Here is a 25,430-nt window from a genome sequence, read left to right on the forward strand (position 1 = left end):
TGACGGGGCCGCGCCCTATCGGGTGCGGCCCCCAGCTTCACAGGGAGGTGGCGGGTGACTCAGCCCTTCGTGTACGTCGACGCCCCTGCGGCGACGCCGTACCGGTACGGCCTATTCTCGGCGGCGGCCGTGGTCGACCCGGCGGACCAGCGCGAGTTCCAGGCCGGTGTGGAGTGGGAGCCGCAGTGCGTCGACGCGCCTGCGCCGACGAACACGGCGGCGGCGTCCGACCTCGACCGCGAGGCGATGGAACTGCCCGACGGGGTTCCGCTGGTGCAGTCCCACGTGATCCGGCTGTACACGGGTCTGACGGGCCGGTCGGCTGCCCGACCGGACCTGCTGGAGCGAGCGCGGCGGGCGATCGGCTTGGTCGAGCAGCAGTCGCTGGAGCACTACGTGTGGACCGGCGAGGCTGATACGACGCCGCACCTGGCAGCGGCCAGCACGCTGGTGCTCGGTGACTCCGATGCCGCGCCTGTCGCTCTGGAATCGGGCGTTGGGCTGCTGGAGTCGCACATCGCTAAGCAGGCGGGGGTGCTGGGTGTGCTGTGGGCTCCGCGGTGGACGGCCGGCTGGCTCGTGTCGAAGTCGCTGACCCGGCTGGAGGGGCCGCGGCTCGTCGCGCCGTTGGGCAACCCGTTCGCGTTCGCGCAGACGACCGGCGTCGGGCCGGGGAACGCGGCGCCGGACGAGGACGAGGCGTGGCTGTACGGGACCGGGCCGGTGATGGTGCGCAGGTCGGCGGTGTTCCTGCCGAGGCTGCCGGAGGCCCTGAACCGCACGAGCAACGAGGTGTTCGCGGTCGCCGAGCGGTTCTACACGGTGGGTTGGAGCTGCACGGTGGCGGCGGTGAAGGTCAAGTTGCCGGGCGTGCCGGCGTAGGAGGAGAGATGGCGCTGATCTACCCGACGGACCGGGATGACGCCGAGCGGCTTGCACGGCAGCTGCTCGACGCGGCTAGTGCGGAGCGGCACGACGAGGTGCGGACAACCACGGACGGAGCGCTCGGCTTGGCGTTCGAGGTGCCGGACGACCTTGCGGACTTGGTGCTCGGCACCGGCGACAGCCGGGTGGTGCAGCCGAGCCTGAGCGCGCCGGTTGAGGTCGGCGGGGAGAGCCTGTCTGCTGTCGCCGGGGTCGACGTGCCCGACATTGCCGGCGGAGAAAGCGTGTCGGCCGACGCCCGGGTCGACGTGCCCGACGTGCCCGACGAGGCCGGCGGGAAGAGCGGGTCGGCTGTAGTTGGAGCCGACGTGCCCGGCGGAGAGAGCGTGTCGGCCGTCGCCGGGGCCGACGTGTCCGAGGTGGACGCCGAGCCGGTGGACCGTTCCTCCCAGCCGCCGGTGAAGGCTGCCCGGTCGCGGTCCTCGCGAAGCCGCTGACCGGCTGACCCCAACGCCTCGGGCTCGCCGCCCCGTCTAGTCCCTTTTCCGTGGGCCGGGCGGGGCGGCGTCTTTCGTGTGACCCGCTCCACAGCCCATCCGTACGAAAAATATGTACGGGCGGAGTGCCTGGCGCATACAATGAGTATGTACACAACGCGCCACCCCATTAGGAGGGACTGAGATGGAGAACCGGATCAACGAGCTGCTCGCGGAGTTCGGCGTCGAGGCTGAGGGTGCCGAGCGGGGCGGCCTGGTCTTCCAGCTGACCGTGCGGCTGGTCGAGGCCGAGCGGGAGCTGGAGCGGCAGGCCGCCGAGCTCACCGAGGCGACCGCGAGCGCCGTGGCGGTCGCGAAGGCGGGCGACCTGCGGACGTCGGTGCGCGGCGACCTGCTGGCCGGCGTGAGCGACAAGGCGGCGGCGGTCGACGCGGCGCTTATGAAGGTGGCCGAGCGGCGGACGGCCCTGGCGTTCGTCGTCGAGAGCGTGAAGGCCAACCGGGCGGCCTGAGTAATCCGACGCGCGCCGGCCGGGGGGAAGCCCCGGCTGGCGCGCGTTCTTTGTGGGCGCCACGCCCCTCGTGCCACGCGGCGCGGGGGCGTCGGTGTTTGTGTGACCCGTTCCACGGCCCCAACGTACAGAAAATATGTACGCCGGCCTGGTGTCCGGATACAATGAATATGTACAGCAAGCCGCCCAACTGCGTGAGGAGTGCCCGATGGCCAAGGAGCTGAGCTACGAGATGCAGCGGACGATCGCCGCCCTGGACACCCTGACGGCGGGCTTCCGGGAGCGCTTGGTGGCCGGCGAGGGTCTGTTCCCGCGCGAGACGGAGGAGCAGGAGCGTGCCCGCCTGGCCTACAACCGGGCGGCGCGCGAGCACAACGCGCGGGTGCTGGCCGAGCGCGAGCGGGCCGAGCGCGAGAAGCAGGCGGCGGCGAACCGGCGCGAGATCGCGGCCGTGCGCAAGCGGCTGTGCGACTCGTGCTTCTGCGAGCTGCCGGCGTCGGGCGTGTGCGGCAACTGCTGACCAGACCGAGAGACGAGAGATAGGAGCCGAAGGTGACCGTGGCCATGCGAGACGAGATGTTCGAGCAGATCCCGACCGCCGACCAGTGGCAGCCGGCGGCGCTGTCCGAGGTGGAGGACGGCGACGTGGTGTCGTTCGACCTGGCGGCGCTGACCGAGCGCCGGCACGAGCGCGCCCCGCGCGTCGACTGGACCGAGGTGTACGCCGAGGCGCACGCCGTGGCGGTGAAGGAGGACCTGGGCGAGAGCGTGCGGTTGTTCTTCTACGACTGGTCGCACCCCACGGTGGTCGGCGTGCCCGACATGCAGGTGCTGCGGCTGCGCTGAGCCGCACCGAGCGCCCCCGTAGCCGCCCTGGCTGCGGGGGCGCTGCCGTTCCCGCCGGCCGGGGAGCCGGCGGGCTGTTCACGTGGAGGAGAGATGACGTCAACAACGGTGGCGCGGCGCGCGAACGCCGTGCCGTCAGACCCGCGAGAGCATGCGCGGGGTATCGCGGAGGCGGTCGACCAGGCATGGCACAGCCGGTATGGCGGCTCCCGGGTCGAGGTGCCGATGTCGGTGGCGGCTGTTCTGGCGATCCTGGCGCGGGAGGCGGAGGACCCCGACCAGCTCGCCCGAGTGGGCGAGATGGCGGAGCGCCTGGACCACGAGGGCTTCTGGCTGCTGACGCAGCGGCTGTGGTGCGAGTTCGCGGCGCTGAGGCCCGACCTGAACCCGCGGACCATGCACCTGTGGAAGTGGACCGAGGACGAGCCGGATGAGACGACGAAGCGGGCCGTGCACGCGGTCGGCCAGGCGGCGCTGCGGCGCGGAGTGCTCGGCCGGTTCGGGCCGGACGGGTGGGGTGACTACGACCTGCTGGGGACCCTGCTCCAGCAGATGAAGAGCCACGGCGGGCGGAAGGGCATCGGTCAGTTCCTGACGCCGGTCGACGTGACGGAGCTGATCGGCCGGATGGCGGGGCCGGAGGAGGGCCAGAGGGTCCTGGAGCCGTGTGCCGGCACGGGCACGATGTTCCTCGGCGCGGCCCGGGCCATGCGGGAGAAGGGTCTCGACCCGGCGACGTGCGAGTGGTGGGCGAACGACCTGGACCCCCTCGCGGCGGCGCTGTGCGCGGTGAACATGCACCTGTGGGGGTTGGGCTGGCGGGTGGTCGTCGGTTGCGGTGACGGGCTGCTGGACGCCTGGATGCACGAGGCCCTGCGGACCCGGCAGATCGCCATCGATGAGATGCGGCGGGCCTGGCGGCTGGCCCAGCAGATCCGCGCGGTGCGGGACGTGCTGGGGTTGCCGACGCCGGAGAGCGCGCTGGAGCGGCACATGCGGAAGGCTGCGCCGAAGTCGCCGCCCCCGCCGCCCCCGCCGCCGCCTGCGCCGCCGGCCTCGTCCACGTTCGACGCGGAGGCGGCGTATCGGCAGGGTCGCCTGTTCTGACCTGCGCATGTGTGACCTGCTACACAGCCCGAGCGTACATATTTTGTGTACGCACGGGGCGCGGTGGCATACAATGTATCTGTACGTCCTGAACGCCCCAACGTGGAGGTTGAGATGAGCGACGCAGCGCCCAGCGAGGCGTTCGAGGTGCACGTCGAGGTGCGCGCGGTCGACGGCATGGCCACCGCCAGCCAGATCCTCGCGGTCCTGGAGCAGGCCGGATTCCAGCTGCACCGAGACGTGGCCGGCGTGTGGCGGAAGAAGGAGCACGGCCCGGCCGAGTTCGAGGGTGTGGCCAGGGCGGCGTAGCGGCCACCTGGTGGCTGTGTGGGCGGGGCCGGCCGGATGTCCGGCCCCGGTGCGGAGCCCCTAGCGCGGCTTCAATACCTACGGCCGCAATCCGCGAAGGCGGCCGTACGTATCCAGAGCAGAGCCCAGTTCACGTGGAGGTCAACATGGGCAAGCACACGATCAAGCGCGGCCTGCGGGCCGTGGAGTGCAGGCCGGGCGGCGCCTGCTACGACGGCGAGGACCGCTGCCTGCACTGCCGGGCGCACATCGCCGACCCGCACGGCGGTCGCTGCCTGCACGCCGACGAGCCGGCCGACGAGTGCGACGCGCGGCCGGTGGTGGTGTCGCAGGCGGTGATCGAGCTGCGCAGCGAGGACAACAGCGTCGAGGAGATGCGCCGGGCGGTCGAGGTACTGCTGCGCGAGGGCTTCGACGTGCGCGGCCCGGCCGTGGCGGTGTTCCGAAAGGCGGAGACGGGCCCGCTGGACGGGTGGGGCGAGTGGATCGGTGTGGTGACGGTCCCGAAGCGCGCCTAGTGACTGCGTAGACGGGGCCGGGCGGTCGCCCGGCCCCGGTGCGGAGTCCCTAGCCGGGCTCTCGCTGTCCGGCCTCTATTGACGACTGCGGCCGTACAACGGCAAGGTAACTGTCCTAGCAAGACCCAGTTCACGTGGAGGTTGACATGGGTCTACGCGCGCTGGTCGGCACCGAAGGTGCCGGCGGCTTCTACCAGGCGCGGCACGTCCAGCACGACGCCTGCCCGACGATGGTCGTGCCCGCCCTGTCCGCCCTGGTGCACGAGCTGTCGGGGCACAACGTGCAGGCGGCCGTCGACGAGCTGCTGCGCTCCGACTGGTCGCGGCTGTACGCCCTGCCGGGAACCGGCATCGCCGGGCACCTCGTCGGCGTGCCCAGCCCCGCCGACGGTGAGCCGCTGCGCGGCCACATCACCACCGAGAACGCGGGCGACCGGGAGTGGGCGTACCTGTTCGGCGGCCACCGGCTGCACGTCTACCTCGGGGTGTTCCCCGAGGTCGGACCGAAGCGGTGGCGGCCGTGGGCGTGCTGGTCGGTGCATGAGCTGCCCAGCCTGCGCCTCGACGAGGTGCTGACGGTGCAGAAGGCCGGCTACTCGACGCAGTGGCGGGCGGCCGACTACCGGCAGCACATGGCCGCAGTGCGGGAACACATCAAGGAGGTGGCGGCGCGATGAACGCGCTGGTCGGAAGGTTTGAGCCCGGAGCCCGACGGTTCCGGGCCCGGCCGGTCGCCCTGGAGGGCCAGCCCAGCGGGACTCTCGCCCAGCTGCGGGTGATCTGGGCGGCGAAGTTCCGGCGGGACACGGCGGCGATGGTCGAGGCGCTGCTGCGCCGCGACTGGTCGACGGTGGCGTACATGCCGTGGCCGGAGGCGGCCGTCGCCGAGCGCCGGCCGGAGTGGGCGTACGTGCGCGGCCTGGGCCTCGCGGCGCACGCCGGTGAGCCCGGACCGGCCGTGGCCGGTGACCTGGGCGGTACGCCCACCTGCGACGGGTGGGCGTACCTGTGGGAGCACGAGATGGGGGCGCTGCACGTCTACGCGGCCCGGGGCGGCCGGTGGCACCACCTGGCGACGCTGCCGGCCGACGTGTGGGCCGAGATGACGGAGCAGTTGGTGGTCGACGTGGAGGCCCGCTGGTGCTGGCTGGCCCGAGGAGAGGAAACGGCAGCATGAGTGAGTCGAGCCAGAGGCCGACGCCGGAGCCGAGGCAGGGCCACCCGATCCGGACCGAGGAGCTGGTCCGCCGCGACCAGGTGCTGCTGTTCGGGACGGTCGTCGAGATCGCCGACGTGCAGAACGTGCGGGACTTCCCGACGACCGTCAACCTGGTGATCCGGCCGGTCGGCGGTGGGCAGCCGAGGGAAACCCTCGTGCCCCGCGGCATGCTGCTGATGGGCCTGCGTATCACCCGGACGCTCCAGCTGCGCTGCGCCGGCTGCCCGTCGACGACGCCGGTCCGTGTCGACGTGGCGGTGGGCGTGAACGAGCAGCCGCTGTGCGTGGGCTGCCGGGCGCGTGCCGTCAAGCCGGTCGGCCCGTGGCTGACGCCGACGGGGAGGCGCTGATGGACAACGTGCTCAAGGCGTTGATGGCCGACAGCGAGGAAGAGCGGGAGAAGTACCTCGACCGGGAGACGCTGCTGTACGCGGTGCAGCGGCAGATCACGTGCGAGCGGACCGGCCAGGTCCTCGACGTCGACTCGGCGGTGATGGTCACCTGGGTCAAGGGTGAGCAGCGCGTCGCCACGGTGTTGACAGGCGGCGCCTGGGACGAGGTGGCCGAGCAGGTGCGCGCCAAGGTGGCCGAGTTGGGCGCGACGCTGGAGGTGATCGACGGCCGCCAGCTGACCTGACGGCCCGGCTGGCACTGTGCCAGCAGGTCTAGGATCGGGGCCGCGCCCAGCCAGGGTGCGGCCCCGTTCACTGTGGAGGGACCAACATGGAGGCGTTGGCACGATTCGAGAGCCATGTCGCGGGACGTAACGCGCGGGTCGCGATCTGGCCCGACCGGATCGAGTGGAGCCAGCCCGGACGCACGATGGTGGCTGACGTGCTGCTGGTGATCCTCGCCATCTACACGGTGGCGCTGTCGCTGCTGGTGCCGGCGGCGCGGCCCCGGTTCAAGGAACGCGGCCGGCAGATGCTCGCCATGCGGGCCGTGCAGTCGGTGGCGGCGCAGCGCGATGGCCTGCACACGGCGGTGGCGGTGGTGGCCGGCGCGACGACCATCGCGTTCCGGGTGCCGCACGACGACGCCCCGCGGATTGAGGCACTGCTCCGCGACCTGGTGCTCGGCACCCACCCGGCCGTGCGGCAGTAACCGCCGCAGGCGACGCCGAGAGAGGGCGCTGTGTCCCACCCGGGGCCAGCGCCCTCTCGGCTACGCTGGCGGGGTATTCGCCGCTGGCTGCGGGCCGGGCATGGGACTCTCCTGGTGAGGATGTGCCGATGTCCGCGGTGTGCGACACCCCCGTGAAGGGGAAGATGCTCCGGGCCACGAAGCTCGGGGCGTGCGGTGACCCGATCTTGGGTGCCGGAGGCTGGCCGGTTCACGTCACGTCGAAGGGCTTCATCTCGGTGGAGTACGCCGCTGAGGTCGACGACGGCGAGGAGATCGACCAGAAGGACGCCAACGGCGACCGGCTGGTGTACGAGCCGGCGCGGCGGCGGATCAAGCTGTACAACGTGACCGTCACCTGCGGGCGGGTCGACCCGGAGCTGTACACGCTGTTCACCGGGCAACCGGTGGTGCTCGACGAGGACGGCAACGCCACCGGCATGCGGATCACCAGCCGGCTGACCCTCGACGCGGCGGTGGCGCTGGAGGTGTGGTCGGGCACCCAGCTCAAGCGGTGCGGCACGATGGCCCGGCCCCGGTTCGGGTACTTCCTGCTGCCGCAGATCATCGACGGGATGATCGGGGATTTCACGATCGAAAACGGGGCGGCCAGCTTCACGCTGACCGGTAAGGCGATCGAGAACCCGGAGTGGGCTGTCGGTCCGTACGACGTGTACCTGCGGACGACCGGCGTGGCGCCGCTGGCCGACCCGATGGGCGACGACGACCTGCTGCACCTCGACTGGACGCTGCTGCCGCCGCCGGCACCGACGTGCGGGCTGACCCCGCGGCCGCCGGACGGCACCGTGGCCGCCGGCGACGGCGACGAGACGAACATGACCGCCGAGTTCACCGCGACGTACGTGCCGGCGGCACCCGGCGACGAGTACGCGGTGGACTGGGGTGACGGCACCTCGTCGGCGGGGCCGGCCGAGGCGGCCTCGGTGAGCCACCAGTACGCGAACCCGGGCACGTACCTGGTGACGGTGACGCAGACGAGGTCGGGAGCGCAGCGGTTCCTGTCGTTCGTCGCCCCGGCCTCCTGAGGCTGCGGTGACGCAGCCGGCGCGGTCCGCCCCGTGCGACTGGCCCCTGAACATGGCCTACTGCAAGGGCTGGGACACTACGGACCAAGCGGTCCGCGAGGCGGCCACGGACCTGGCGACGGAGGTCCTGTGGGCGCTGTCGGGCCGCCGGTACGGGCTGTGCCCGTCGACGGTGCGGCCGTGCCGGCGCGGCACCTACGATGCGTGGCTGCGGCGGGAGCCGTGGCTGACCCTGCCGTACGGCAGCCTCGCGGTGGCGTGGTGCGGCTGCGTCGGGTTCGACACCTGCGATTGTGTGCCGAAGGCGGCCGAGGTGTCGCTGGTCGGCCCGGTCCACGACGTCACCGAGGTGGTCGTGGACGGTGAGGTGGTGCCCGCCGAGGCGTACGTGGTGCAGGACCGGCGGTGGCTGGTGCGGGTCGACGGTGAGGGCTGGCCGTGGACGCAGGACCTGACCGTCGGCGACGACCAGCCGGGCGCGTGGGCGGTCACGTACCGGCGTGGTGTGCCGGTGCCGCCCGGTGGGCGGATCGCGGCCGGGCAGTACGCCTGCGAGGTGGCGAAAGCGTTGACGAACGACAGCACCTGCCGGCTGCCGAGGCGGGTGCAGTCGGTGGTGCGGCAAGGCGTGCAGGCCACGTTCGCGGACCCGTCGCAGCTGGTGAAGGACGGCATGACCGGGCTGCCGGAGGTCGACCAGTGGCTGCGGATCGTGAACCCGCACCGGCTGCCCCGCGATTCGGTGGTGTGGTCACCGGACCTGGACCGGGGCAGGAGGCGAACGTCGTGACGCAGCCAGCGCTGACCGTCGCCGACGAGGTGGCGTGGCCTGTCGCGGTGAAGCTGCGCGAGCTGGTCGGCGACGCGCTTGTCGACGCGCTCGGCGGCGCACCGGCGGTGTGCGCGGTGGTGCCGGGCCGGGACGTGGCCATCGACTCGTGCTGCGACGGCCAGGCGTGGGTGCGGATCGTGCGCACCTACCCGGTGCTGCCCGGCGAGTTCCCCGGCGGACGGGGCACGCCCCTCGACGACGGCGCGGACCCGGGCGCGTTCTGGGCGGTGGAGCTGGGCGCGGGCACCGCCCGGTGCGCGCCGACCATCGACGACGCCGGGAACCCGCCGACCGCTGTCGAGCTGGAACGGTCGGCGGCGGAGCTGGCCGACGACGCGGGCCGAATCCGCCGGGCGGTGCTGTGCGAGCTCCAGAACGTTGAGCGGGTCGAGTCGGTGTGGATCGGTGAGCAGTCCAGCGTCGGCCCGTCCGGCGGCTGCGTCGGCCAGGAGGTGCTGGTCGCGGTGATGACGAACATCTGCGTGTGCGTCGACGAGGAGGCGTAGCGATGCGGGACGGGCAGCGGGTGACGGTGCGGGCGTTGACGGCGATGCCTGGCGTCGCCGACGGGCAGGTGCGCCACGGAGTGCACTGGACGCCGAAGCTGGCGAAGCTGGTCCACGCCGGCCGCTACGAGGTCGTCGACGACGGTGAGCCACCGGCGGCGGCACCGCCCGCCGTGGTGGAGGAGGTGCCGCCGGGCCTGCCGGCCGGTGACGTCGACGCGGCGCCGGCCGGCGACGAGCCGCCGCCGGCGAGACGGTCACGGCGGCGCTGATGGCGGTGCGGACTGACGTGCGGATCGACCTGAACGCGGGCGAGATCCGGCGGCTGCTGTACGGGCCGGTCGGTCCGGTGGTGCGGTTCATCCGCAGCGTGGCGAGGCGGGTGCGGACCCGGGCGGTGCTGACCTGCCCGGTGGACACCGGCCGGTTGCGGACGGCGCACCGCGAGGAGGTCGGGGTGCGGGCCGGCCGGGTCTACGGGTTCGTCGAGAACACGGCCGAGTACGCGGCGGCCGTGCACGACGGCACCGCGGCGCATGTGATCCGGCCCCGGCGGCCGGGTGGGGTGCTGCGGTTTGAGGCGGGCGGCCAGGTGGTGTTCACCAGCCTGGTGAACCACCCGGGCACCAAGGCGCAGCCGTGGCTGCGGGAGGCGATGGAAGACGTGGCGCGCCAGGAGGGGTTCCGGCTCGTCCGCAGATAGGGAGGACACGATGAGGGAGTTCACGACCAGCGCCAAGACGGCGCAGGCCACCAGCGACGGCAAGAAGCTACCGGACGTCCCATTCAAGCTGGACGACGTGGAGATGACCTGCCGGGCGCCGAAGGACGCCCAGCTGGCGTACCTGATGGCGGCGGCGTCGTCAAGCCGCACCGAGGCCGATCAAGTGGCGGCGGTACTCGACTTCTTCGAGCAGACCCTCGACCCGGCCAGCCTGGCGGTGTTCCGGCGGCGACTGCTGAACACGACGGACACCTTCGACTTCGCCGACGCCATGGCGATTTTCGAGTACATGTGTGAGGAGTGGTCCGGCCGCCCTACTGGGTCGGGCAGCGACTCCTGACCCTGGCGGTCAAACGCTGGCCCGAGTTCCACGGCACAATGCTGCTGCGCACCGGCCGGGAGCCTCTGGACCTGCCGCTGCCGTCGCTGCTGGACGTCATCTACGCCTGGTGGGTCGACGGCGGCACCGAGAAGGACATCGCGAAGTTCCGGCAGGCGATGGAGACGCCGCCGGCCGGTGAGGAGCTGGACGACCGGCCGGAGTGGTCGGACGAGGAGACCGACGAGTCGTTCGCGCGGGCGTTGGGCGGGATGCGGCGGTCGGTAGGCGGATAGCGGCGAGGGCGACCCCGGTGGGGTCGCCCTCGCTGTGTCGGCGCGGTCAGTGGACGTCGTCGTTCCGGAACGTGGTGCGCGGCGGAAGGGCCTGCCGGTCGGCTTCTTCGGGCAGCTCCTTGCCGGCCGGGGCGCTGGCCAGCCACGGCAGGAACCGTTGGAGGAACGCTTCGACGCCGGGCAGCGCGAGCACGCGGGTCACCGCGGCGGCGACGCCGAGGACCTGCGCGACGGCCGGCACGTCGTCGACGCCTCCGGCGACGGCGATGGTCGGCAGCAGCGACAGCAGCGCGACGGTGACGGCGAAGATGGTGCGGACGGTGGCCCGCCACGGGTGACGGGTTTGGGTGGGAGCGGTCATGGTTGCCCTCCAAGAGATATGACCTTGGCTTTGAGCTGGGCGTTCTCGACCAGAAGGCGGTCACGCTCAGCGGAGACGTCTTTGCGGGTGCGCAGCTCGGCGCGCAGGTGGGCGACCTCGCTCTTCGTGCGGGCCAGCTCCTCGCGGAGCTGGGCGATGGTCAGGTTCAGGGTCGCCATCTGCGTCTCGGCGAGCTGGAGCTTCGTTTCGGCTCCGGCCAGCTGTGCGTCCATGCGGACCAGCAGACGCTCCGCCATCTGGGTCGACTGGTCGGCCAGCGAGATGCGCTCCTTGCGCCGGCCGACCAGCCACGTCACCAGACGGTCGATGACGACTCCCGCGATCGACCCGCCGCCGAGCAGCGCGAGGATCACCTCGGGTGCCATGGGCGGCCGATCAGGTGACCGGGTTGTTGAAGGCGGCCGTCCACGTGTTGACGCCGATCAGCGCGTCCTGGCGGAGACGCTGGTCAGCCTGGAACGCCAACGCCAACGCCCGGTACTCGGGGCCGTAGATGCCGTCGTTGCCGTGCTGGCTGAGCCAGCGGCGGCCCTTGCCGACGTTCCAGCCGCGCCGGCCGAGCTGGGTGGCCCATTCTTTGAGCCAGGCCCGGTCGGTGCGGCCGCGGAAGTAGCGTTCGTACAGGCCGGACACCGAGTAGTCGGGGCCGGAGGCGGGCCCGAAGTACCAGCCGGCGGGCAGCGGGAACGGGAGCGGCGTGCCGGGGGCGGGCTTGCTGCCGGCGGGCGGCTTGGGGGCCGGTGCCGGCTCCCCGATGATGGGCAGGCCGGCCTTGAGCCACGAGTAGATCTCGTTGCCGGGGCAGGCGGTCGCACCGCGGTCCCGGTGGCCGAGGAGCGTCAGCTTGCTGCCCTTGCGCCGGTTGGCTTCCTCGTAGAGCCACTTGAAGGAGCGGCGGGCGGCGTCGGAGACGTCCTGCACATCGGGCTTGTCGGCGCCGATGATGCAGACACCGATCGCCGGGGTGTTGTGGCCGGCGCAGTGTGCGCCGATGGTCAACCAGCCTCTGCCCTCGAAGATGGCGCCGCTGGTCGACGAGATGAGGAAGTTGTAGCCGATGTCCGCCCAACCCCGTTCCCGCATGTGGAAGTCCTGGATCTGACGGGGGGTTTGGCTGGCGCTGGCCGCCGAGTAGTGGCCCATGAAGACGGTCCGCTTCGACCAGGTGGTGACGTCGCGCCCTTCGGGCGGTCGGGCGCCCCATTCGGCGCGGCTGATGATGTCCACTGTTTACCCTCCCGGCAGCGTCGATTGGCCGTCGGGGGACGGTAGGTCCGACTATACGGCCGCAATGCCTCATCGCGGCCGTATAGCCTGGGAGTGTGGCTCTGGGGCGGGCGTACATCGAGATCGTCGGCGACGTGTCGCGCTTCGCGCCGCACCTACGAGCGGGGCTGACGAAGGCGCTGAAGGTCAGCGGCATCGCGGCGGTCGGCGCGACCGCCGCCGCCGCGTCGGGTCAGATCGTCGGCCTGATCGGGTCGCTGGCGTCGGTCGGTGGCGCCTTGTACGCCCTCCCGGCGGCGGCCGGTGTCGGCGGTGCCGCCCTCGGCGCGCTGATGGTCGCCACCCGCGGCCTAGGCGAGGCGTTCGCCGCCGCCGCTGAGGACGACATGGCGAAGTTCGAAAAGGCGATCGAGGACCTGTCGCCGCAGGCGCAGCGCCTCGTGCGGGAGTTCCGGGCCATCTACCCGGTGCTGTCCGAGGTGCGGGTCGCCGCGCAGGACGCGTTCAGCGCGCAGCTAGTGGGGCAGCTGTCCGCGACCGCGTCGGTGCTTGCTGGTCCGCTGCGCACCGGCCTGGCCGGGGTGGCCGCCGAATGGGGGCGGGCGGCGCGGGCGGTGCTGGAGTTCTCCCGCGAGACGCGCACCGTGCAGGTGCTGTCCGGGTTGCTCGACACGGCCCGCCTGTCGGTGGGGAACCTGGCCACATCGATCAAGCCGCTGCTGGCCGGGTTCCGGGACATCACCGCGGTGGCGTTGCCGTCGATCGGCCGGGTGTCCGAACTCGCCGGTGAGGCCGCGGTTCGGTTCGGCACGTGGCTGTCGGCCATGGCCGACAGCGGGGCCGCTGTAGCGGCGATCGACCGCGCCGGTGTGGTGATGGGTCAGCTGGGCAAGCTGACGGCGAACGTCGGCTCGATTCTCACCAGCGTTCTGAAGGCGGCCGCGGAGGCGTCCACCGGAGGACTGCTCGCCGGCCTGGTCGAGGTGACGGGCAGGGTGCGGGAGTTCTTCGCCACCGCGGAGGGTGGCAGCGCACTGCTCGGCGTGTTCAACACGCTGGGCACCCTGGCGGCCGGGCTGGGGCCGGTGTTCACGACGCTCCTGTCGATCGTCGGTGAGTCGGTCGTGCCGGCCCTCGGGTCGATCGCGCAGGCCATCGTGCCCGCGATGCAGGCCGTGGTGACGGCCCTCGGGCCTGCGCTCGCGGCGATCGCCGGTGCGGTCGGCCCAGTGATGGAGGCACTGTCCGTCGGCATTCAGGCGCTCGCGCCGGCGCTGGGCTTGATCGGTGAGGTCATCGCGTCGATCGCTCTCGCCGTGGCGCCGCTGCTGCCGGTGATCGGTGAGCTGATCACGATGCTGGTCGGGCCGCTGGCGACGGTCCTGAACGCGCTCGGGCCGCTCCTCGCGCCGATCGTCAGCGCGCTGGCCCCGGTGCTGCTCCAGATCGGACAGACCCTCACCGCGGTCCTCGCGCCGGTCGCCGGGCTGCTGGCCGAGCTGTTCACCCGGCTAGGCCCGCCGCTCGGCAAGGTCGTCGCCGCCCTGGGCTCGGCCTTCGCGCCGATCTTGACCGCGCTCGGTCCGCTGATCGTCCAGGTCGTGCAGGCGCTGATGCCGCTCATCCCGACGGTCGTGGGGTTGCTGCCGCCGCTGGTGGACATCCTGGTGGCGATCACGCCGCTGATCGAGCTGGTGGCGCAGCTCGCCGCCGTCGCGGTCGCCCTGGTCGCCCCGCTGATCCGCGTCGCGGCGGTGCTCGTGGGGTTCCTCGCGGCGAAAGCCGTCGCGCCGCTGGTGTCGGCGATCGCCTCGGCGCTGGTGTGGCTGCTGTCCCCGCTGTCCGGGGTCGCCGAGTGGCTGGGCAAGGTCGCCGCCTGGCTGACCGCGATTGATTGGGCGGGCGTCGGGTCCGCGATCGGCGGAGCGTTCTCGAAGGCATCGCAGGCGGTGCAGGGGTTCTTCGAGTCGATCGCGACGTGGTTCGCGGCTCTGCCCGGCAAGATCGGCGCGTTCCTGTCGATGCTGCCGGGACTGCTGTGGGATCTGTTCACGGACGCGGCTGGGCGGGCGTTGGAGGCCCTGGGCATCGGGATCGGACTGATTCTCTACGCGGTGACGGTGCTGCCGGGGCAGATCGCCGGGTTCCTGGCGTCGCTGCCGGGCCGGCTGCGCGACCTGTTCCGCGAGACGGCGACCGTGGCGGCGGCGGCGTTCCTGAGGGGCGTGGACGCGGTGGTGTCGTACGCGATGGCGCTGCCCGGCCGGGCGGTGTCGGCGCTGTCCAGCCTGCGACAACGGATCGAGTCGACGTTCAGCAACGCGGTCGCGGCCGGCCGCACTGCGGCGGTGAACAGCTTCAACTCGATCGTGTCGTACATCCAGGGCATCCCGGGCCGGATCTCCGCCTACGCCGGCCGGTTCCTGTCCGCCGGTTCTGGGCTGGTGAAGAAGCTCGTCGACGGGCTGCGGAAGGTGCCGTCGCTGGGCAGCATCGCGTCGGCGATCTCGGACACGATCAGGCACCAGCTCAACCGGATCATCGGGGCGATCAACTCAGGTATCGCGCGGGTCGACGCGGTGCTGCCTGGCTCGCTGCCGCGAATCCCGATGCTGGCGAACGGGGCGATCCTGCGCCGGCCGACGCTGTTTGTCGGCGGTGAGGCCGGCGACGAGGTGGTCATTCCACTGACCCGGCCCCGGCGGGCCCGACAGCTCGCCGAGGAGTCTGGGCTGCTGTCGCTGCTCGCCGGCGAGGCGGGCCGGGGCGGGACACCGATCACGTTCGACCGAGGCGCGATCTCTGTGGTGTTCGAGGGTGTCGTACCGACCCGGCAGGAGGCCCTGGACACCGGGCGGGCCGTCGGCGACGGGGTGTTGGAGACGTTGGCCAGGCGGTCCGTGGCCACGACGGTGAGGACGATCTGATGGGCGAGTACAACCCGGACCGGCCGTACGTGCTGGGCATGCAGTGGGCGCCGATGGTGAAGGCCCCGATCGTGCTGGACACTGCCAGCGAAGTTGGATACACGTTCCGAGCCGCCACCGAGCAGGTGGACCGGGTGTGGCTGCGGTCGACGGCGACGCCGCCGGGCAGGCCGGTCCGCACCGAGCTGCTGGTGAACCTGTACCGGTCGGACCTGGTCGCCGGCACCGGGCCGGTGCGGCGGCTGGTGATCCCCTGCGCCTCTGCGGGACTGCTGACCGGTGCGGCCCTGGCCGGCTCCGCAACATCGGCGTCGGACGCGGTAGCGAACGCGTCCGACGCGCGGCACATCACCCTGACGGGACCGGACTCTGCTGCCCGGTTCTGGTTCGCGACGACCAGCGCGGCGGCGCAGGCGGCCCTGTGGCGGCGGCGGATCCTCGACGTGTCGGTGCTGTACGTGATGTCGGGCCCGTTCGCCGACCTCGCCGAGGGTGTGACGCTGGGCCTGGAGCGGCCGTCCGCCGGTGTGGTGTGGCCGATGGACGTGACGCTGACGGGGCCGGCGCTGCACGACGGGGTGACCGAGGTGCGACGGTCGCGGCTGGGCGAGCTCAACCCGTGGTGGAGCACTGCGGCGACGCCGCTGACCACAAAGTGGCGGATGCCGTACACGTTCGCGGGCAGCTCGTCGCCGACGTCCGGGCTGACGGCGTGGGCGGCCTCTGGCGGCACGAACATCAACGTGCGGCTCCAGGCCGCCGGGTCGGTGCCGGCGGATGCCGAGTTTCAGGTGCACTACCTCGCGTTGGAGGTGACGTACGGGGAGGAGAACCGGGCTGGCGGCGGCGGTGTGGACATCTCCGACGGCGCCGGCCAGCAGGGCGGGGCGTACTACGAGATCCCGATGTTCCAGATGTACAACTACGGCTCCAACGTGTCCATGTGGGAGGGCGACCGGTACGCGGTGACGGTCGGCCGGGCGCACTCTGGGCAACTGTCCGTGGCGTCGACGGTGCCGGTGCCGGTCGACCGGCTGGGCACGGTCGACGCGCTGCCCAGCCTGCGGGGAGTGCAGCTCCGCAAGACGCTCCGCGAGGGAGCCGTCCCGAGCGTGGAGACGGTCAACGACCTGCCGGCGATCGTCATGTACGCGGGTTCGCCGTTACCCGGCGACGCCGACACCCGCTCGCATGTCTATCTGGCGCAGGCGATCGGCACGGTGTCCCAGCGGTTCTTCCCCGGCGATCTCGTGCAGCGGATCGTCGACGAAACCGCCGGCACGTACGTGTGGGTGCGGTTCTACGCGAGGCACCTCCCTGGTACCCGGGAGCCGCTGCACGTGTCCCAAGCTGACCCCGCGGACCCGTGGCTGAGCCTCGGCCCCTCGGCGGCGATCAGTGTCGACGAGTTCGAGGCGCTGCCGGAGGTCGCCGACGGGTGGCGGGAGGTCACCCTGCGGCTGGATCCGCCGGTGGAGACAGCCGGCGAAGGTGAGGTGACGTGGTGGGGTATCTCCAGCTCCGCTGACGACGAGGCTCCCTGGCAGGTCCTCGGTGCGGACGCCGAGCCGGGTAGCGGAGAGCCGACCACGATCAGCGACGCGACGTACGGCGGGGCGGAGGCGTACGCCACCATCGACGACGCCGACGACTCGTCGACGGACCTGGCGCTGATGCTGGTCCGGGAGATGGACGAGGTGACCGGCCTGGTCGTGCAGCTGGCCGTGCAGCCGCTCATGGTCGTCGACGACCAGTGCGGCCGGCAGTCTGATGGAATCCCGACTGGCATCCGCTATCACCAGCTGACGTGGGATGCGATCAACAGTGAGGTCGTGGCCGGGTGGGGCGCCTACGAGGTGCAGCGGCAGGACGACACGGTGGACGACGACGAGTGGGAGACGATCGCGCGGGTCGCCGCGCCGAACGTCACCGCCGTTGACGACTACGAGGCGCGGGTGGGTGTCGAGTCGCGGTACCGGATCCGGATGGTGCACCGCATCGGGGTGCCCGGGCCCTGGTCGATGCCGGTCGTGGCGACGATCCCCGCGCCCGGGGTGACCGGGCCGCGCGCCGATGTTGGTGTGCTGATCCTGACGAGCAACCACAACCCGGGCAGCAACCTGGCGTACGTCACGAACCAGGACCGCAGTCCGGGGGAGGAGTTCACGTTCCCGGAGGCCCGGGACGTCGAGCTGCAGGCCATGTACGGCCGGGACTTCCGGGCGGCGTTCCGCCCGCTGGAACGCGGCGGTGTGGAGTTCACTCGGACGGTGCTGGTGAACGCGGTCGCGGTGCCGGCGCAAACCCTCGACCGGGGATTCCGCAGCCTGCGGGACCTGGCCTGGGACCAGGTGCCATACGTGTGCGTGCGGGACGAGCTGGACAACCGGTGGCTGGCGACGCTGCTGGTGCCGTCCGGGTCGGTGCGACGTAAACCGCAGCGCGGGCAGATGCAGCTGGCGCAGGTGACGATCGTGGAGGTGGCGGACACGCCGGCGCCGGTCGACGGTGGGCCACCGCCGTGCGAGGGGCTGCGACCGGAGGGCCGCACACGGCAGGTGTACGCGACGGCGGACACCCCGGTCGACGTCGGCTGGCACCCGTTGGCCGTCGACGACCAGTTCGACCGGGAGGTGCCGCCGGGCGGGTTCGGGTCGACGGACCTGCCCGGCGACCCATGGACGGTGGCGTCCGGGCCGCCGGAGGACCTATCGGTGACCGGCGGCGTCGGGGCGATCCAACTCGCCACAGTGGTGAACGCGAACCCGTACTTCGAGGCCAATGTAGACGGTTGGACGCCTACCGACGCGGAGTTCGTCCGATCGACTGAGCAGGCCCACGAGGGTGTGGCGTCGGGCCTGCTGATACCTGACGGCATCCAAACCCACATCTTCGTGGAGTGCGATCCGGGTCCCGGAGGGGTGCCGGGCGCGACGTGGCGGATAGCGGCGTGGGTTCGGTGCGAGGCGTCCCGCGACGTTGTGCTGTCGCTCTACTGGTACGACGCCGAGGGCGACCTGCTGGACTTGGACGAGAGCGACCCGACGGCGGTGCCGGCGAACACATGGGTGCAGCTGGTGTACTCCTCGACGGCCGTCGAGGACACGGCGCTGGTGGGCGGGGATGTGTACCTGCCGGACGAGGTTCCCGAGTCGCATCGCCTGTTCATCGACGAGGCGGGGGTGGGGCCGGAGCCGGTGGACAAGCACGTCGTCACCGGGCCCGCCATGCGGGACGTCGACGTGACGGCGCGGCTGCGGATCACCCAGGCCCCTGGAGGGGAGCCGATCCTCGCGTACCTGCACGGCCGACACACCGACGACGAGAACGGGTACACGGCTCGGCTCGCGTTCGCTCCGGACGGCACAGTGGAGGTCGGCCTGGAGATGCTGCACGAGGGCGACCCGGTTGTCCTGGCGGAGCTGGTGACGGCGTACGACTGGCGAGGCGACGAGGTGCCGGTCGCCGCCGGTGACTGGTACTGGTTCCGAATGCAGGTCCGGGGTGAAGTGTTGCGGGCGGCGGTGTGGAAGGACGCCCCGGATAGCTACTGGCCGGGGTGGACGGTGCAGGCCGTCGACGGGACGCTGTCGGCGGCCGGGCTGACCGGCGTCGGGGCCGGCCTGGCTCCGGGGAACGGCAACATCGACGGCCGGGTGGAGGTCGACAGCTTCCAGGTGCGGGAGCCGATGGCCGACGTCGACATGCGGGTGGAGGTGCGCCCGACCGGCGACCTGTGGGAGGTGCGGGTCGAGCACCTGTCGGCGACGAACCCGGAGTACATCTCGTCGGGTTGGAACGTGCGCTGGTCGGACGTGCAAGCCTGCTTCGAGGTGTTCGACTACGACCTGTTCTTTGCGTGCGTTCCGGCGGAACAGCTGGGGGTGGTGCGGAACCAGCGGCGTTGGCTGCGGGCGGTGTACGAGCAGGACGCCGGTGACGGCCAGGCCCAGGTGACGTTCTACACGTCGTTGGACGGGGTGACGTGGGGGGCGGGGGTCTCGGTGGAGGGGTTCCCGGAGCCATTGGACCTGGACGCGGGGTTCTTCGAGGTCAGCGCCCGTGGCGACGTCACGGTGTCGCAGGTGGAGGTCCGCAACGGGGTCGACGGGCCGCTGATCGTCGGTCCGGACTTCGAGGCGCAGCCGAAAGGCACCACGGTGTTCGACGACGTGACGGGCGCGACGTGGGAGGTGGACGGTGTCGGGATCTGCGGTGCCTGACGCGCTCGACCTGCCGCCCGGGGTCGGGCAGCGGTCGGTGTCGTACCGGTTCGACCTGGTGGACGGGCGGACCGGGGTGCGGCGCGGGCCGGTGACGCCACTGCGGGACAGCGTCCCGAGCCTGATCCACGACGTGACCGGCATCATCGTGCGGCGGGTGGAGTCGTTGACGCTGGGCGTGGCCGACGCGCGCCGGCTGCGGCCATTGACCGACCGGGTGGCGATCTCGATGGTCGTCGGCGGGCGGGCGTACCCGCTGGGCCGATACATGGTGGGCGACGCCACCCAGTTGCAGACGTCGACGGGGTCAACGGCACCGCTGGTCCTGTTCGACGAGATGTTCGTCGTGGACCAGGAGCTGGAGACGGGCTTCGAGGGGGCCGGGCAGCGCGTCGACCAGGCGGTGCTGCGGCTGCTGGCTGGGCTGCCGATCGGCGAGGTGCGGGTGGACTGGACGGAGCTGACGTCCGTGTCGTCGTGGTCGCCGGGCAACACGCGGGGGATGGCGTTGCGGGACCTGTCCCGGCAGGGTGGCTTCTTCCTGCCGTGGTTCAACCACGCGGGCCGGCTGCGGCTGATGCGGGCGTTCGAGCCGGCGAGCCAGCCGCCGACGATCGACCTGGACGCCTCGCGTCGGGTGATCCGCGCTTCGGTGGCGCGCGGGTCGGAGCTGCTGACCGCTCCGAACCGGTTCGTGGTGGTCAGCAACGACCCGGGGGCGGACGTCGCGCCGGTGGTGGGGGTGTACGACGTGCCGGCGTCGGCGCCGCACTCGATCGCGCAGCGGGGGTTCGTGCTGCCGAAGGTGGTGGAGGCGCAGCTGCCGTCGCAGGCGGCGGTGACGGCGTACGCGCGGACGCTGGGGATCCAGCAGACGGTGTACGAGTCGGTGGAGTTGAGCACCCCGGCGGACCCGCGGCACGACGGGTATGACGTGGTGCGGTGGGACGGGTCGCTGTGGCTGGAGACGGGGTGGTCGATGCCGCTGATGCCGGGCGGGGCGATGCGGCACACGCTGCGCCGGGCGTATCCGGAGACGGATGGTGGTGAGCTGTGAGGCCAGTGCAGCATCTGCCGGTGAAGGCGCTCGCCGAGGCGGTAGTCGAGCGGGCGGTCCGCGTGGGGTTGACGTGGCGGCTGCGGCCGGCGACGGTCGTCGGCCCGGCGGAGGCCGGCGGGGTGCGTGGGTTGTACGACGGGGACGTCGCGCCGATCCGGATGGTGTCGATGGTGGGGCGGCTGCCGAGGGGCGCGCGGGTGTGGGTGTTGTGCACGCCGCCGGCCGGCAACCATGTGGTCGGGTTCATCGACGCGGGGTTGCAGGTCGGCGAGTTTCCGTGGTCGGTGTCCGCCGGTTGGGGGTCGGCGGGTTCGTCGCATCAGCTGGTGGGTGCGAGCTGTCATGTGACGTTGACGGCGGTCCGGACCGGTGCGGCGATCACAGCGAACGCGCAGGGGAACATCACGGACTCGACGGTGGGGACGATCGTGGAGGAGTCGTTGCGGCCCGCGATGACGGTCGTGCAGACGTTCCGGGGTGTGACGACGAGCGGGGCGGTGCAGGCGAACGCGGCCGGGTCGGTGGTGCTGCTGGACATGCATCCGGGGTCGACGATCGGCACGGGTGACACGGTGACTGCGACGTTGGTGTATCCGATAGCGGGCGTGTGACCTGCCGCCGGAGACAGTGCAGCCCCGGACCGCGAAATCCGGGGCTGCGCTGCGTTCACGTGGAGACACCAGCATAGCGGGCGGGTCGCAGATGGGGCAAAGCGGCCCGCCGTCCGTACATACATTATTGACGCTAGACCCTCCGTGGCATACAATGTTTCTGTACGCATTGCCCTGCTTGTGGAGGAGGAACGGATGGGTCAGCCGCTGCTCGTGGCCTGGGGCCACGAGTTCGTGGACGAGGTGCTGGACGCCCTCGGCCCGGACCTGGAGATGGAGGTCGTGGTCGGCAAGCCGACCGTCGACCAGTGGCGAAACGCGCCGCTCGTGCTGATCGACGCGCACTGCCGGACGCTGGCGAACGGGATGCCGGCGCACCCGTGGATGGAGGTCGTCGCGCCGGAGGCGCTGTACGGCGACCGGCTGGCCGAGGTGATCCGTGCCTGGCAGGCCGACTATCCGGACGCGGCTGTGTGCTCGCTGCCGCGCGGCGCGCAGACCCTCCGCGACATCGTCGCTGCGGCGGCCGTCGGCGGGCGGGCCCGTGAGGTGCGTGTCGGTGTGGTCGGCGGGCATGGCGGCGCCGGAGCGACCACCCTCGCGGTGGCGATCGCGCTGGCGGCGGCCGACGAGGGTCGGCGCACTCTGCTCGTCGACGCGGCCGGTCGCGGCGGCGTCGACGACCGGCTCGGCACGCCGGTGATGGCGTTGCAGGTGGTCGACGCGCCGGACGTGCCGGCGCGGGAGATCGAGCGGACGTCGGCCGAGGTGAAGGTGGTGGACCTGGACCGGGCGCTGGACGGCGGCCAGGTCGACGCGGCCCGGCTGTGCGACGTGGTGCTACTGGTCGCGAACGTGCAGCGCAACGCGATGGCCAGCCGGCGCGTCGCCCAGCGGCTCGCCGGTGCCGGGGTCCGGTTCGCGGTGATGCCGACGTGGACGGACGACACGGCGGCGCAGGCGCTCGCCGAGGAGTGCGCGGTGCGGCTGCTGCACGAGGTGCCGCTGGACCCGCCGTCGGTGTTCTCGGACGGCCGCGTGTACCTGGTCGGGCGCTGCGACCTGCTGACCCTGGCGCGGGAACTGGTGCACCACGCGCCGCACTTCGCTGCCCGGACGGCAGCCTGACCGTCCCCGGCCCGTGCCGTACATTGACCCTGTACGGCGTCCGGCTGTGGGAGGAGAGGAACGATGAAGGTGAGCCAGGCCAAGCTCAAGGTGGTCGCTCGGCAGGTGTCGGCGCAGCTGACGTCGCCCGGCCCGCTGATCCTGCCGCCGGTGGTGGGGCTCAAGGAGATCGTCAAAATGTTCGGCGTGAAGGACAACACGCCGTACCAGTGGCGGTCCAAGGGAGTCCTGCCGAAGGAGGACGGCGAGGTCAGCAACAACCCGGTGTGGAAGGTGACCACGATCTACGCGTTCGCCGAGGAGACAAAGCGAACGATCGTGTGGGACCCGTGGGACGTGCTGGTCGAGGACGAGGCCGCATAGCTATGAGCACATCCGGAGGCATTGCGGCCGTACAGACCGGGTGTAGGGTGCCGGAAAACGCATCGACCCCGCCAGGCGGTCATCTGGCGGGGCCGAGAAGAAACCCGGAACAGAGAACGGGTCGCACGCGCATCGTACGCCAGTTCGGGCGGCGGTGCGCTGGCGGCGCTGCACAGAGAGGCCGCCTGCATGGTGGACCGGTGGACGGTCGAGCGCGCGGTGAGGCACGAGCTATGCACGCTCGACCCTCCAGGCCGGCAGCTCGTCCTGACGCTGCTCACGTGGTCCGACGCGGCCACGGCAGTGATCCCCGAGCAGTTCACGCCGAGCCTGACCGACTTGCAGAAGGCGACCGGACTCGCCCGGTCGTCGGTCGCGAAGTGGCTCAACCTGCTGGAAGGCAAGGACGGCGAGGGTGGCGAGGAGCGCCCGGAGAGCAAGTGGGTGTGGCGCGAGCGGCCGACGGTCGCGGACGCCAGGCGCAAGAAGGCGAGGACGGTGTACCGCTTGGGAGTGCCGCCCGAGCTGTTGCGGCGACTGACCGAGATGGGCGTCGTTGGTCCGCGTGCCGGACCAGCCGTGTCCGGATCGCCCGGGTCTGGTAGTCCGGTGAGCGGACCAGTGAAGGGCATGTCTGGTTCGGCACGCGGACTAGAGCTAGTCCGCCACCCGGACAAAGTTGGTCCGTCACGCGGACGCAAGACATACAGGGAACAAGAAACGGTTGGTCGCGGCGCGAACGGTGACCACCGGTACGTCGAGGGGCCCAACGGCCGGTGCGCCCACCCCGGGTGCAACCGCTCGGCCCCGCTGCACGGCCCGAACCTGCGGGCCGTGTCTGAACAGGACAGGAGAGTGATCGGGGAGTGAGGGTGCACCTCGTGCCGGTCGACGTCGCGCAGTGCGCGACGTGCGGCGGCGAGCTGGTCCCCGCCGGGGACGACTGGCGCCACCCGGTGCAGGGCGTCTGCACCGAGCTGGGTACTCCGGTGATCTGCCGGACCGGCGACTGTGGCCTGCCGGCCGCCGTGGGCAGCGAGGTCTGCCTGGGCTGCTCCGGCGCTTTTTCGTCGCCGGAGGGTGTACGGCTACGGTCACACAATGCGGCCGTATAAAATCTATGTAGGTTCGTTCACGTGGAAAGGAACGAGATGAGTTCACGGTTCATGCCGGCGACCCGGAAGAAGGCGAAGGCGCGGATCGCGCTCGCCGGGCCGAGCGGGGCGGGGAAGACCCTGACCGGCCTCAAGCTGCTCTACACGCTGACCGGCTCGGCCACCGTCGCTGACGGCCTGGAGCGGATCGCGTTCGTCGACACCGAGCGGGACTCGGCCGACAAGTACGCGGTCAACCCGGAGCTGCCCGGCGTCGGCGACATGACGCCCGAGGAGGCCGGCGGGTACGGCTTCCAGAAGTTCTCCCCGGTGCGGTACGACCCCCGGCAGCTCGTCGAGCTGATCGACGAGGCGGCGCTGGCGGGCTTCACGGGCTTCATGCTCGACTCGGCGTCGCACTACTGGTTCGGGCCGGGCGGCATCCTGGAGCTGGTCGACCTGTTCGCCCGCAACCACGGCGGCCGGTCGATGGACGGGTGGAAGGACGTGCGCCCGATCGAGCGGGCGTACATCGAGGCCCTGATGAGCTTCCCCGGGCACGTCGTGGTGTGCCTGCGGTCGAAGCAGCGATACGAGATCACCGAGAGCGCGGACGGCAAGAAGCAGGTGTCCAAGCTGGGCATGCAGCCCGACCAGCGCGACGGGCTGGAGTTCGAGTTCGACCTGGTGGGCGACATCGACCAGGCGCACTACCTGCGGGTGACCAAGAGCCGCTGCGACGCCCTGGCCGACGAGGTGATCCACAAGCCGGGCGCGGAGCTGGGTCACCAGCTGCTCGACTGGCTCGACAACGGCGAGCCGCCGAGGGACCCCGACTGGCCGCAGGCTCTCGCGGCGTGCGCGTCGCGGGAGGACCTGGCGGTGCTGTGGCAGCGGGCGCAGCGGCTCGGCAAGACGCAGAAGCTGCGGGACGCCTTCAACGCGCGGGGCGCGGAGATCGCCGCCGCACGGCGTGCCGCCGAGGCCCCGGGCACGCAGCTCGCCAGCGCGGTGACCGAGGCGGCCGACCCGGACGCCTCCGAGGCGGCCGGCAGCCGGCAGCCGGAGACGACGGGAGCGAGCCGGTGATGGGGCCACAGGAGCGGGCCACGCGGGCGGCGGTGCTCAAGGCGCTGCTCGACGAGGTGAAGAAGGCGTACGACGCGGCGCGGACCGAGGCCGACAGCGGCATGGTCGGCCTGAACCACTCGTTCGGTGTGACGACGATCGAGGTGCGGCTGCCGGGCTACGACGGCGCGGTGGCGCAGGTGACGCTCTCCGAGCCGAAGACGGGCTTCGTGGTCGAGGAGGCCGGGTTCCTGGCGTACTGCAAGGCGGAGCACCCGACCGAGGTGCAGGCGACTCTGCCGGAGCCGGCGGAGTCGGTGCGGCCGGCGTTCCGGAAGGCGCTGCTCGGCCGGTTGCGAGTCGAGCGGGACGGCACGGTCGTCGACGGTGAGACGGGCCGGGTCCTCGACTTCGTGGAGGTCGCGGAGCCGCCGCCGCCCTCGACGACGCTGACCTTCAAGAAGGGCGGCCGTGAGGAGGTGGCGGCGGCCTACCGGGACGGTCGGCTGTCGCTGCCCGAGCTGCTGGCGTTGCCGGCGGCACCGCAGGAGTGAGCGGTGCGGGGCCGGGCGGTGTGTGAGCGCCACCCGGCCCCGCTCCACGTCGGAGG

The 25,430-nt window shown here is 71.7% G+C and carries 32 protein-coding genes; 29 read left to right on the forward strand and 3 right to left on the reverse strand.

Annotated elements, in window-relative coordinates; all coding sequences use genetic code 11:
* Nucleotides 1-54 precede the first annotated feature (54 nt).
* The 20 genes from HCA58_RS05050 (at nucleotide 55) to HCA58_RS05145 (ending at nucleotide 10,737) form a co-directional block, all read left to right on the forward strand.
* Complete coding sequence (locus HCA58_RS05050) at nucleotides 55-882, forward strand: hypothetical protein (protein ID WP_169596558.1); 828 nt, start codon at nucleotides 55-57, stop codon at nucleotides 880-882.
* Between the two features lie 8 nt (nucleotides 883-890).
* Entirely contained in the window at nucleotides 891-1,382 is a 492-nt protein-coding gene (locus HCA58_RS05055) for a hypothetical protein (protein ID WP_169596559.1), read from the forward strand.
* A 184-nt stretch (nucleotides 1,383-1,566) separates the two neighbouring features.
* A complete protein-coding gene (locus tag HCA58_RS05060; protein ID WP_169596560.1) occupies nucleotides 1,567-1,893 on the forward strand; it encodes a hypothetical protein in 327 nt (108 codons plus the stop codon).
* A 208-nt stretch (nucleotides 1,894-2,101) separates the two neighbouring features.
* Nucleotides 2,102-2,413 carry a hypothetical protein gene (locus HCA58_RS05065; RefSeq protein ID WP_169596561.1) on the forward strand — a complete coding sequence of 104 codons (312 nt, stop codon included), beginning with the start codon at nucleotides 2,102-2,104 and terminating at the stop codon, nucleotides 2,411-2,413.
* 32 nt (nucleotides 2,414-2,445) lie between these two features.
* Nucleotides 2,446-2,739: a hypothetical protein gene (locus HCA58_RS05070; RefSeq protein WP_169596562.1), complete on the forward strand. Its 294-nt coding sequence runs from the start codon at nucleotides 2,446-2,448 to the stop codon at nucleotides 2,737-2,739.
* A 93-nt stretch (nucleotides 2,740-2,832) separates the two neighbouring features.
* Nucleotides 2,833-3,846: an N-6 DNA methylase gene (locus HCA58_RS05075; protein WP_169596563.1), complete on the forward strand. Its 1,014-nt coding sequence runs from the start codon at nucleotides 2,833-2,835 to the stop codon at nucleotides 3,844-3,846.
* A gap of 114 nt (nucleotides 3,847-3,960) precedes the next feature.
* Nucleotides 3,961-4,155: a hypothetical protein gene (locus tag HCA58_RS05080; RefSeq protein ID WP_169596564.1), complete on the forward strand. Its 195-nt coding sequence runs from the start codon at nucleotides 3,961-3,963 to the stop codon at nucleotides 4,153-4,155.
* Nucleotides 4,156-4,301: 146 nt separating this feature from the next.
* Nucleotides 4,302-4,673, forward strand: a complete 372-nt coding sequence (locus tag HCA58_RS05085; protein ID WP_169596565.1) for a hypothetical protein — start codon at nucleotides 4,302-4,304, stop codon at nucleotides 4,671-4,673.
* A gap of 146 nt (nucleotides 4,674-4,819) precedes the next feature.
* The gene (locus HCA58_RS05090) at nucleotides 4,820-5,350 is read left to right on the forward strand and encodes a hypothetical protein (RefSeq protein WP_169596566.1); all 531 of its coding nucleotides are present in this window, start codon (nucleotides 4,820-4,822) and stop codon (nucleotides 5,348-5,350) included.
* The gene (locus HCA58_RS05095) at nucleotides 5,347-5,850 is read left to right on the forward strand and encodes a hypothetical protein (protein WP_169596567.1); all 504 of its coding nucleotides are present in this window, start codon (nucleotides 5,347-5,349) and stop codon (nucleotides 5,848-5,850) included. Before HCA58_RS05090 ends, HCA58_RS05095 begins: the two co-directional genes overlap by 4 nt.
* Nucleotides 5,847-6,242, forward strand: a complete 396-nt coding sequence (locus HCA58_RS05100) for a hypothetical protein (protein ID WP_169596568.1) — start codon at nucleotides 5,847-5,849, stop codon at nucleotides 6,240-6,242. The genes HCA58_RS05095 and HCA58_RS05100 overlap by 4 nt, the downstream gene beginning before the upstream one ends.
* Complete coding sequence (locus tag HCA58_RS05105) at nucleotides 6,242-6,529, forward strand: hypothetical protein (protein WP_169596569.1); 288 nt, start codon at nucleotides 6,242-6,244, stop codon at nucleotides 6,527-6,529. The genes HCA58_RS05100 and HCA58_RS05105 overlap by 1 nt, the downstream gene beginning before the upstream one ends.
* 95 nt (nucleotides 6,530-6,624) lie before the next feature.
* The gene (locus tag HCA58_RS05110; RefSeq protein ID WP_169596570.1) at nucleotides 6,625-6,996 is read left to right on the forward strand and encodes a hypothetical protein; all 372 of its coding nucleotides are present in this window, start codon (nucleotides 6,625-6,627) and stop codon (nucleotides 6,994-6,996) included.
* Between the two features lie 128 nt (nucleotides 6,997-7,124).
* Entirely contained in the window at nucleotides 7,125-8,060 is a 936-nt protein-coding gene (locus HCA58_RS05115; RefSeq protein WP_169596571.1) for a PKD domain-containing protein, read from the forward strand.
* A 7-nt stretch (nucleotides 8,061-8,067) separates the two neighbouring features.
* Complete coding sequence (locus HCA58_RS05120) at nucleotides 8,068-8,850, forward strand: hypothetical protein (RefSeq protein WP_169596572.1); 783 nt, start codon at nucleotides 8,068-8,070, stop codon at nucleotides 8,848-8,850.
* On the forward strand, nucleotides 8,847-9,398 hold the full coding sequence (locus HCA58_RS05125; protein ID WP_169596573.1) for a hypothetical protein: 552 nt from the start codon (nucleotides 8,847-8,849) through the stop codon (nucleotides 9,396-9,398). Before HCA58_RS05120 ends, HCA58_RS05125 begins: the two co-directional genes overlap by 4 nt.
* A 2-nt stretch (nucleotides 9,399-9,400) precedes the next feature.
* Nucleotides 9,401-9,670 carry a hypothetical protein gene (locus HCA58_RS05130; protein WP_169596574.1) on the forward strand — a complete coding sequence of 90 codons (270 nt, stop codon included), beginning with the start codon at nucleotides 9,401-9,403 and terminating at the stop codon, nucleotides 9,668-9,670.
* A complete protein-coding gene (locus HCA58_RS05135; protein ID WP_205807534.1) occupies nucleotides 9,670-10,101 on the forward strand; it encodes an HK97 gp10 family phage protein in 432 nt (143 codons plus the stop codon). Before HCA58_RS05130 ends, HCA58_RS05135 begins: the two co-directional genes overlap by 1 nt.
* A 10-nt stretch (nucleotides 10,102-10,111) precedes the next feature.
* Nucleotides 10,112-10,462 (forward strand): hypothetical protein, encoded by a 351-nt coding sequence (locus tag HCA58_RS05140; protein ID WP_169596575.1) that lies wholly within the window; start codon nucleotides 10,112-10,114, stop codon nucleotides 10,460-10,462.
* Nucleotides 10,463-10,500: 38 nt separating this feature from the next.
* The gene (locus tag HCA58_RS05145; protein ID WP_169596576.1) at nucleotides 10,501-10,737 is read left to right on the forward strand and encodes a hypothetical protein; all 237 of its coding nucleotides are present in this window, start codon (nucleotides 10,501-10,503) and stop codon (nucleotides 10,735-10,737) included.
* 46 nt (nucleotides 10,738-10,783) lie between these two features.
* On the opposite strand, the gene HCA58_RS05150 is transcribed toward HCA58_RS05145, so the two are convergent.
* From HCA58_RS05150 to HCA58_RS05160, 3 genes are read right to left on the reverse strand one after another with little or no spacing between them, the layout of a single operon-like run.
* On the reverse strand, nucleotides 10,784-11,098 hold the full coding sequence (locus HCA58_RS05150) for a hypothetical protein (protein ID WP_169596188.1): 315 nt from the start codon (nucleotides 11,096-11,098) through the stop codon (nucleotides 10,784-10,786).
* Entirely contained in the window at nucleotides 11,095-11,484 is a 390-nt protein-coding gene (locus tag HCA58_RS05155) for a hypothetical protein (protein WP_169596577.1), read from the reverse strand. The genes HCA58_RS05150 and HCA58_RS05155 overlap by 4 nt, the downstream gene beginning before the upstream one ends.
* 10 nt (nucleotides 11,485-11,494) lie before the next feature.
* The gene (locus HCA58_RS05160) at nucleotides 11,495-12,346 is read right to left on the reverse strand and encodes an N-acetylmuramoyl-L-alanine amidase (protein WP_169596578.1); all 852 of its coding nucleotides are present in this window, start codon (nucleotides 12,344-12,346) and stop codon (nucleotides 11,495-11,497) included.
* Between the two features lie 95 nt (nucleotides 12,347-12,441).
* Between HCA58_RS05160 and HCA58_RS05165 the strand changes: the two genes are divergently transcribed.
* The 9 genes from HCA58_RS05165 to HCA58_RS05205 all read left to right on the forward strand — a co-directional run bounded on the left by HCA58_RS05165 (nucleotide 12,442) and on the right by HCA58_RS05205 (nucleotide 25,374).
* Nucleotides 12,442-15,273, forward strand: coding sequence for a hypothetical protein (locus HCA58_RS05165; protein ID WP_169596579.1), 2,832 nt, complete (start codon nucleotides 12,442-12,444; stop codon nucleotides 15,271-15,273).
* Nucleotides 15,273-19,496 (forward strand): hypothetical protein, encoded by a 4,224-nt coding sequence (locus HCA58_RS05170; RefSeq protein ID WP_169596580.1) that lies wholly within the window; start codon nucleotides 15,273-15,275, stop codon nucleotides 19,494-19,496. The genes HCA58_RS05165 and HCA58_RS05170 overlap by 1 nt, the downstream gene beginning before the upstream one ends.
* Entirely contained in the window at nucleotides 19,489-20,553 is a 1,065-nt protein-coding gene (locus HCA58_RS05175; RefSeq protein WP_169596581.1) for a hypothetical protein, read from the forward strand. Before HCA58_RS05170 ends, HCA58_RS05175 begins: the two co-directional genes overlap by 8 nt.
* Nucleotides 20,554-20,573: 20 nt before the next feature.
* A complete protein-coding gene (locus tag HCA58_RS05180) occupies nucleotides 20,574-21,167 on the forward strand; it encodes a hypothetical protein (protein WP_169596582.1) in 594 nt (197 codons plus the stop codon).
* A gap of 195 nt (nucleotides 21,168-21,362) precedes the next feature.
* Nucleotides 21,363-22,295, forward strand: a complete 933-nt coding sequence (locus HCA58_RS05185) for a hypothetical protein (RefSeq protein WP_169596583.1) — start codon at nucleotides 21,363-21,365, stop codon at nucleotides 22,293-22,295.
* 63 nt (nucleotides 22,296-22,358) lie between these two features.
* Nucleotides 22,359-22,658, forward strand: coding sequence for a hypothetical protein (locus HCA58_RS05190; RefSeq protein WP_169596584.1), 300 nt, complete (start codon nucleotides 22,359-22,361; stop codon nucleotides 22,656-22,658).
* An 872-nt stretch (nucleotides 22,659-23,530) separates the two neighbouring features.
* The gene (locus HCA58_RS05195; RefSeq protein WP_169596585.1) at nucleotides 23,531-23,773 is read left to right on the forward strand and encodes a hypothetical protein; all 243 of its coding nucleotides are present in this window, start codon (nucleotides 23,531-23,533) and stop codon (nucleotides 23,771-23,773) included.
* Nucleotides 23,774-23,809: 36 nt separating this feature from the next.
* A complete protein-coding gene (locus tag HCA58_RS05200; protein ID WP_169596586.1) occupies nucleotides 23,810-24,841 on the forward strand; it encodes an AAA family ATPase in 1,032 nt (343 codons plus the stop codon).
* Complete coding sequence (locus tag HCA58_RS05205) at nucleotides 24,838-25,374, forward strand: hypothetical protein (protein ID WP_169596587.1); 537 nt, start codon at nucleotides 24,838-24,840, stop codon at nucleotides 25,372-25,374. The genes HCA58_RS05200 and HCA58_RS05205 overlap by 4 nt, the downstream gene beginning before the upstream one ends.
* Nucleotides 25,375-25,430: the final 56 nt, after the last annotated feature.

Source organism: Micromonospora sp. HNM0581 (assembly GCF_012726175.1).
Lineage (GTDB): Bacteria > Actinomycetota > Actinomycetes > Mycobacteriales > Micromonosporaceae > Micromonospora.

Excerpts from the sequence above, each read along its gene's own strand:
- HCA58_RS05055 (WP_169596559.1), top strand. The coding sequence starts at position 891 with ATGGCGCTGATCTACCCGACGGACCGGGATGACGCCGAGCGGCTTGCA.
- HCA58_RS05060 (WP_169596560.1), top strand. The coding sequence starts at position 1,567 with ATGGAGAACCGGATCAACGAGCTGCTCGCGGAGTTCGGCGTCGAGGCT.
- HCA58_RS05065 (WP_169596561.1), top strand. The coding sequence starts at position 2,102 with ATGGCCAAGGAGCTGAGCTACGAGATGCAGCGGACGATCGCCGCCCTG.
- HCA58_RS05075 (WP_169596563.1), top strand. The coding sequence starts at position 2,833 with ATGACGTCAACAACGGTGGCGCGGCGCGCGAACGCCGTGCCGTCAGAC.
- HCA58_RS05080 (WP_169596564.1), top strand. The coding sequence starts at position 3,961 with ATGAGCGACGCAGCGCCCAGCGAGGCGTTCGAGGTGCACGTCGAGGTG.
- HCA58_RS05085 (WP_169596565.1), top strand. The coding sequence starts at position 4,302 with ATGGGCAAGCACACGATCAAGCGCGGCCTGCGGGCCGTGGAGTGCAGG.
- HCA58_RS05090 (WP_169596566.1), top strand. The coding sequence starts at position 4,820 with ATGGGTCTACGCGCGCTGGTCGGCACCGAAGGTGCCGGCGGCTTCTAC.
- HCA58_RS05095 (WP_169596567.1), top strand. The coding sequence starts at position 5,347 with ATGAACGCGCTGGTCGGAAGGTTTGAGCCCGGAGCCCGACGGTTCCGG.
- HCA58_RS05100 (WP_169596568.1), top strand. The coding sequence starts at position 5,847 with ATGAGTGAGTCGAGCCAGAGGCCGACGCCGGAGCCGAGGCAGGGCCAC.
- HCA58_RS05105 (WP_169596569.1), top strand. The coding sequence starts at position 6,242 with ATGGACAACGTGCTCAAGGCGTTGATGGCCGACAGCGAGGAAGAGCGG.
- HCA58_RS05115 (WP_169596571.1), top strand. The coding sequence starts at position 7,125 with ATGTCCGCGGTGTGCGACACCCCCGTGAAGGGGAAGATGCTCCGGGCC.
- HCA58_RS05130 (WP_169596574.1), top strand. The coding sequence starts at position 9,401 with ATGCGGGACGGGCAGCGGGTGACGGTGCGGGCGTTGACGGCGATGCCT.
- HCA58_RS05135 (WP_205807534.1), top strand. The coding sequence starts at position 9,670 with ATGGCGGTGCGGACTGACGTGCGGATCGACCTGAACGCGGGCGAGATC.
- HCA58_RS05140 (WP_169596575.1), top strand. The coding sequence starts at position 10,112 with ATGAGGGAGTTCACGACCAGCGCCAAGACGGCGCAGGCCACCAGCGAC.
- HCA58_RS05145 (WP_169596576.1), top strand. The coding sequence starts at position 10,501 with ATGCTGCTGCGCACCGGCCGGGAGCCTCTGGACCTGCCGCTGCCGTCG.
- HCA58_RS05150 (WP_169596188.1), bottom strand. The coding sequence starts at position 11,098 with ATGACCGCTCCCACCCAAACCCGTCACCCGTGGCGGGCCACCGTCCGC.
- HCA58_RS05155 (WP_169596577.1), bottom strand. The coding sequence starts at position 11,484 with ATGGCACCCGAGGTGATCCTCGCGCTGCTCGGCGGCGGGTCGATCGCG.
- HCA58_RS05170 (WP_169596580.1), top strand. The coding sequence starts at position 15,273 with ATGGGCGAGTACAACCCGGACCGGCCGTACGTGCTGGGCATGCAGTGG.
- HCA58_RS05185 (WP_169596583.1), top strand. The coding sequence starts at position 21,363 with ATGGGTCAGCCGCTGCTCGTGGCCTGGGGCCACGAGTTCGTGGACGAG.
- HCA58_RS05190 (WP_169596584.1), top strand. The coding sequence starts at position 22,359 with ATGAAGGTGAGCCAGGCCAAGCTCAAGGTGGTCGCTCGGCAGGTGTCG.
- HCA58_RS05200 (WP_169596586.1), top strand. The coding sequence starts at position 23,810 with ATGAGTTCACGGTTCATGCCGGCGACCCGGAAGAAGGCGAAGGCGCGG.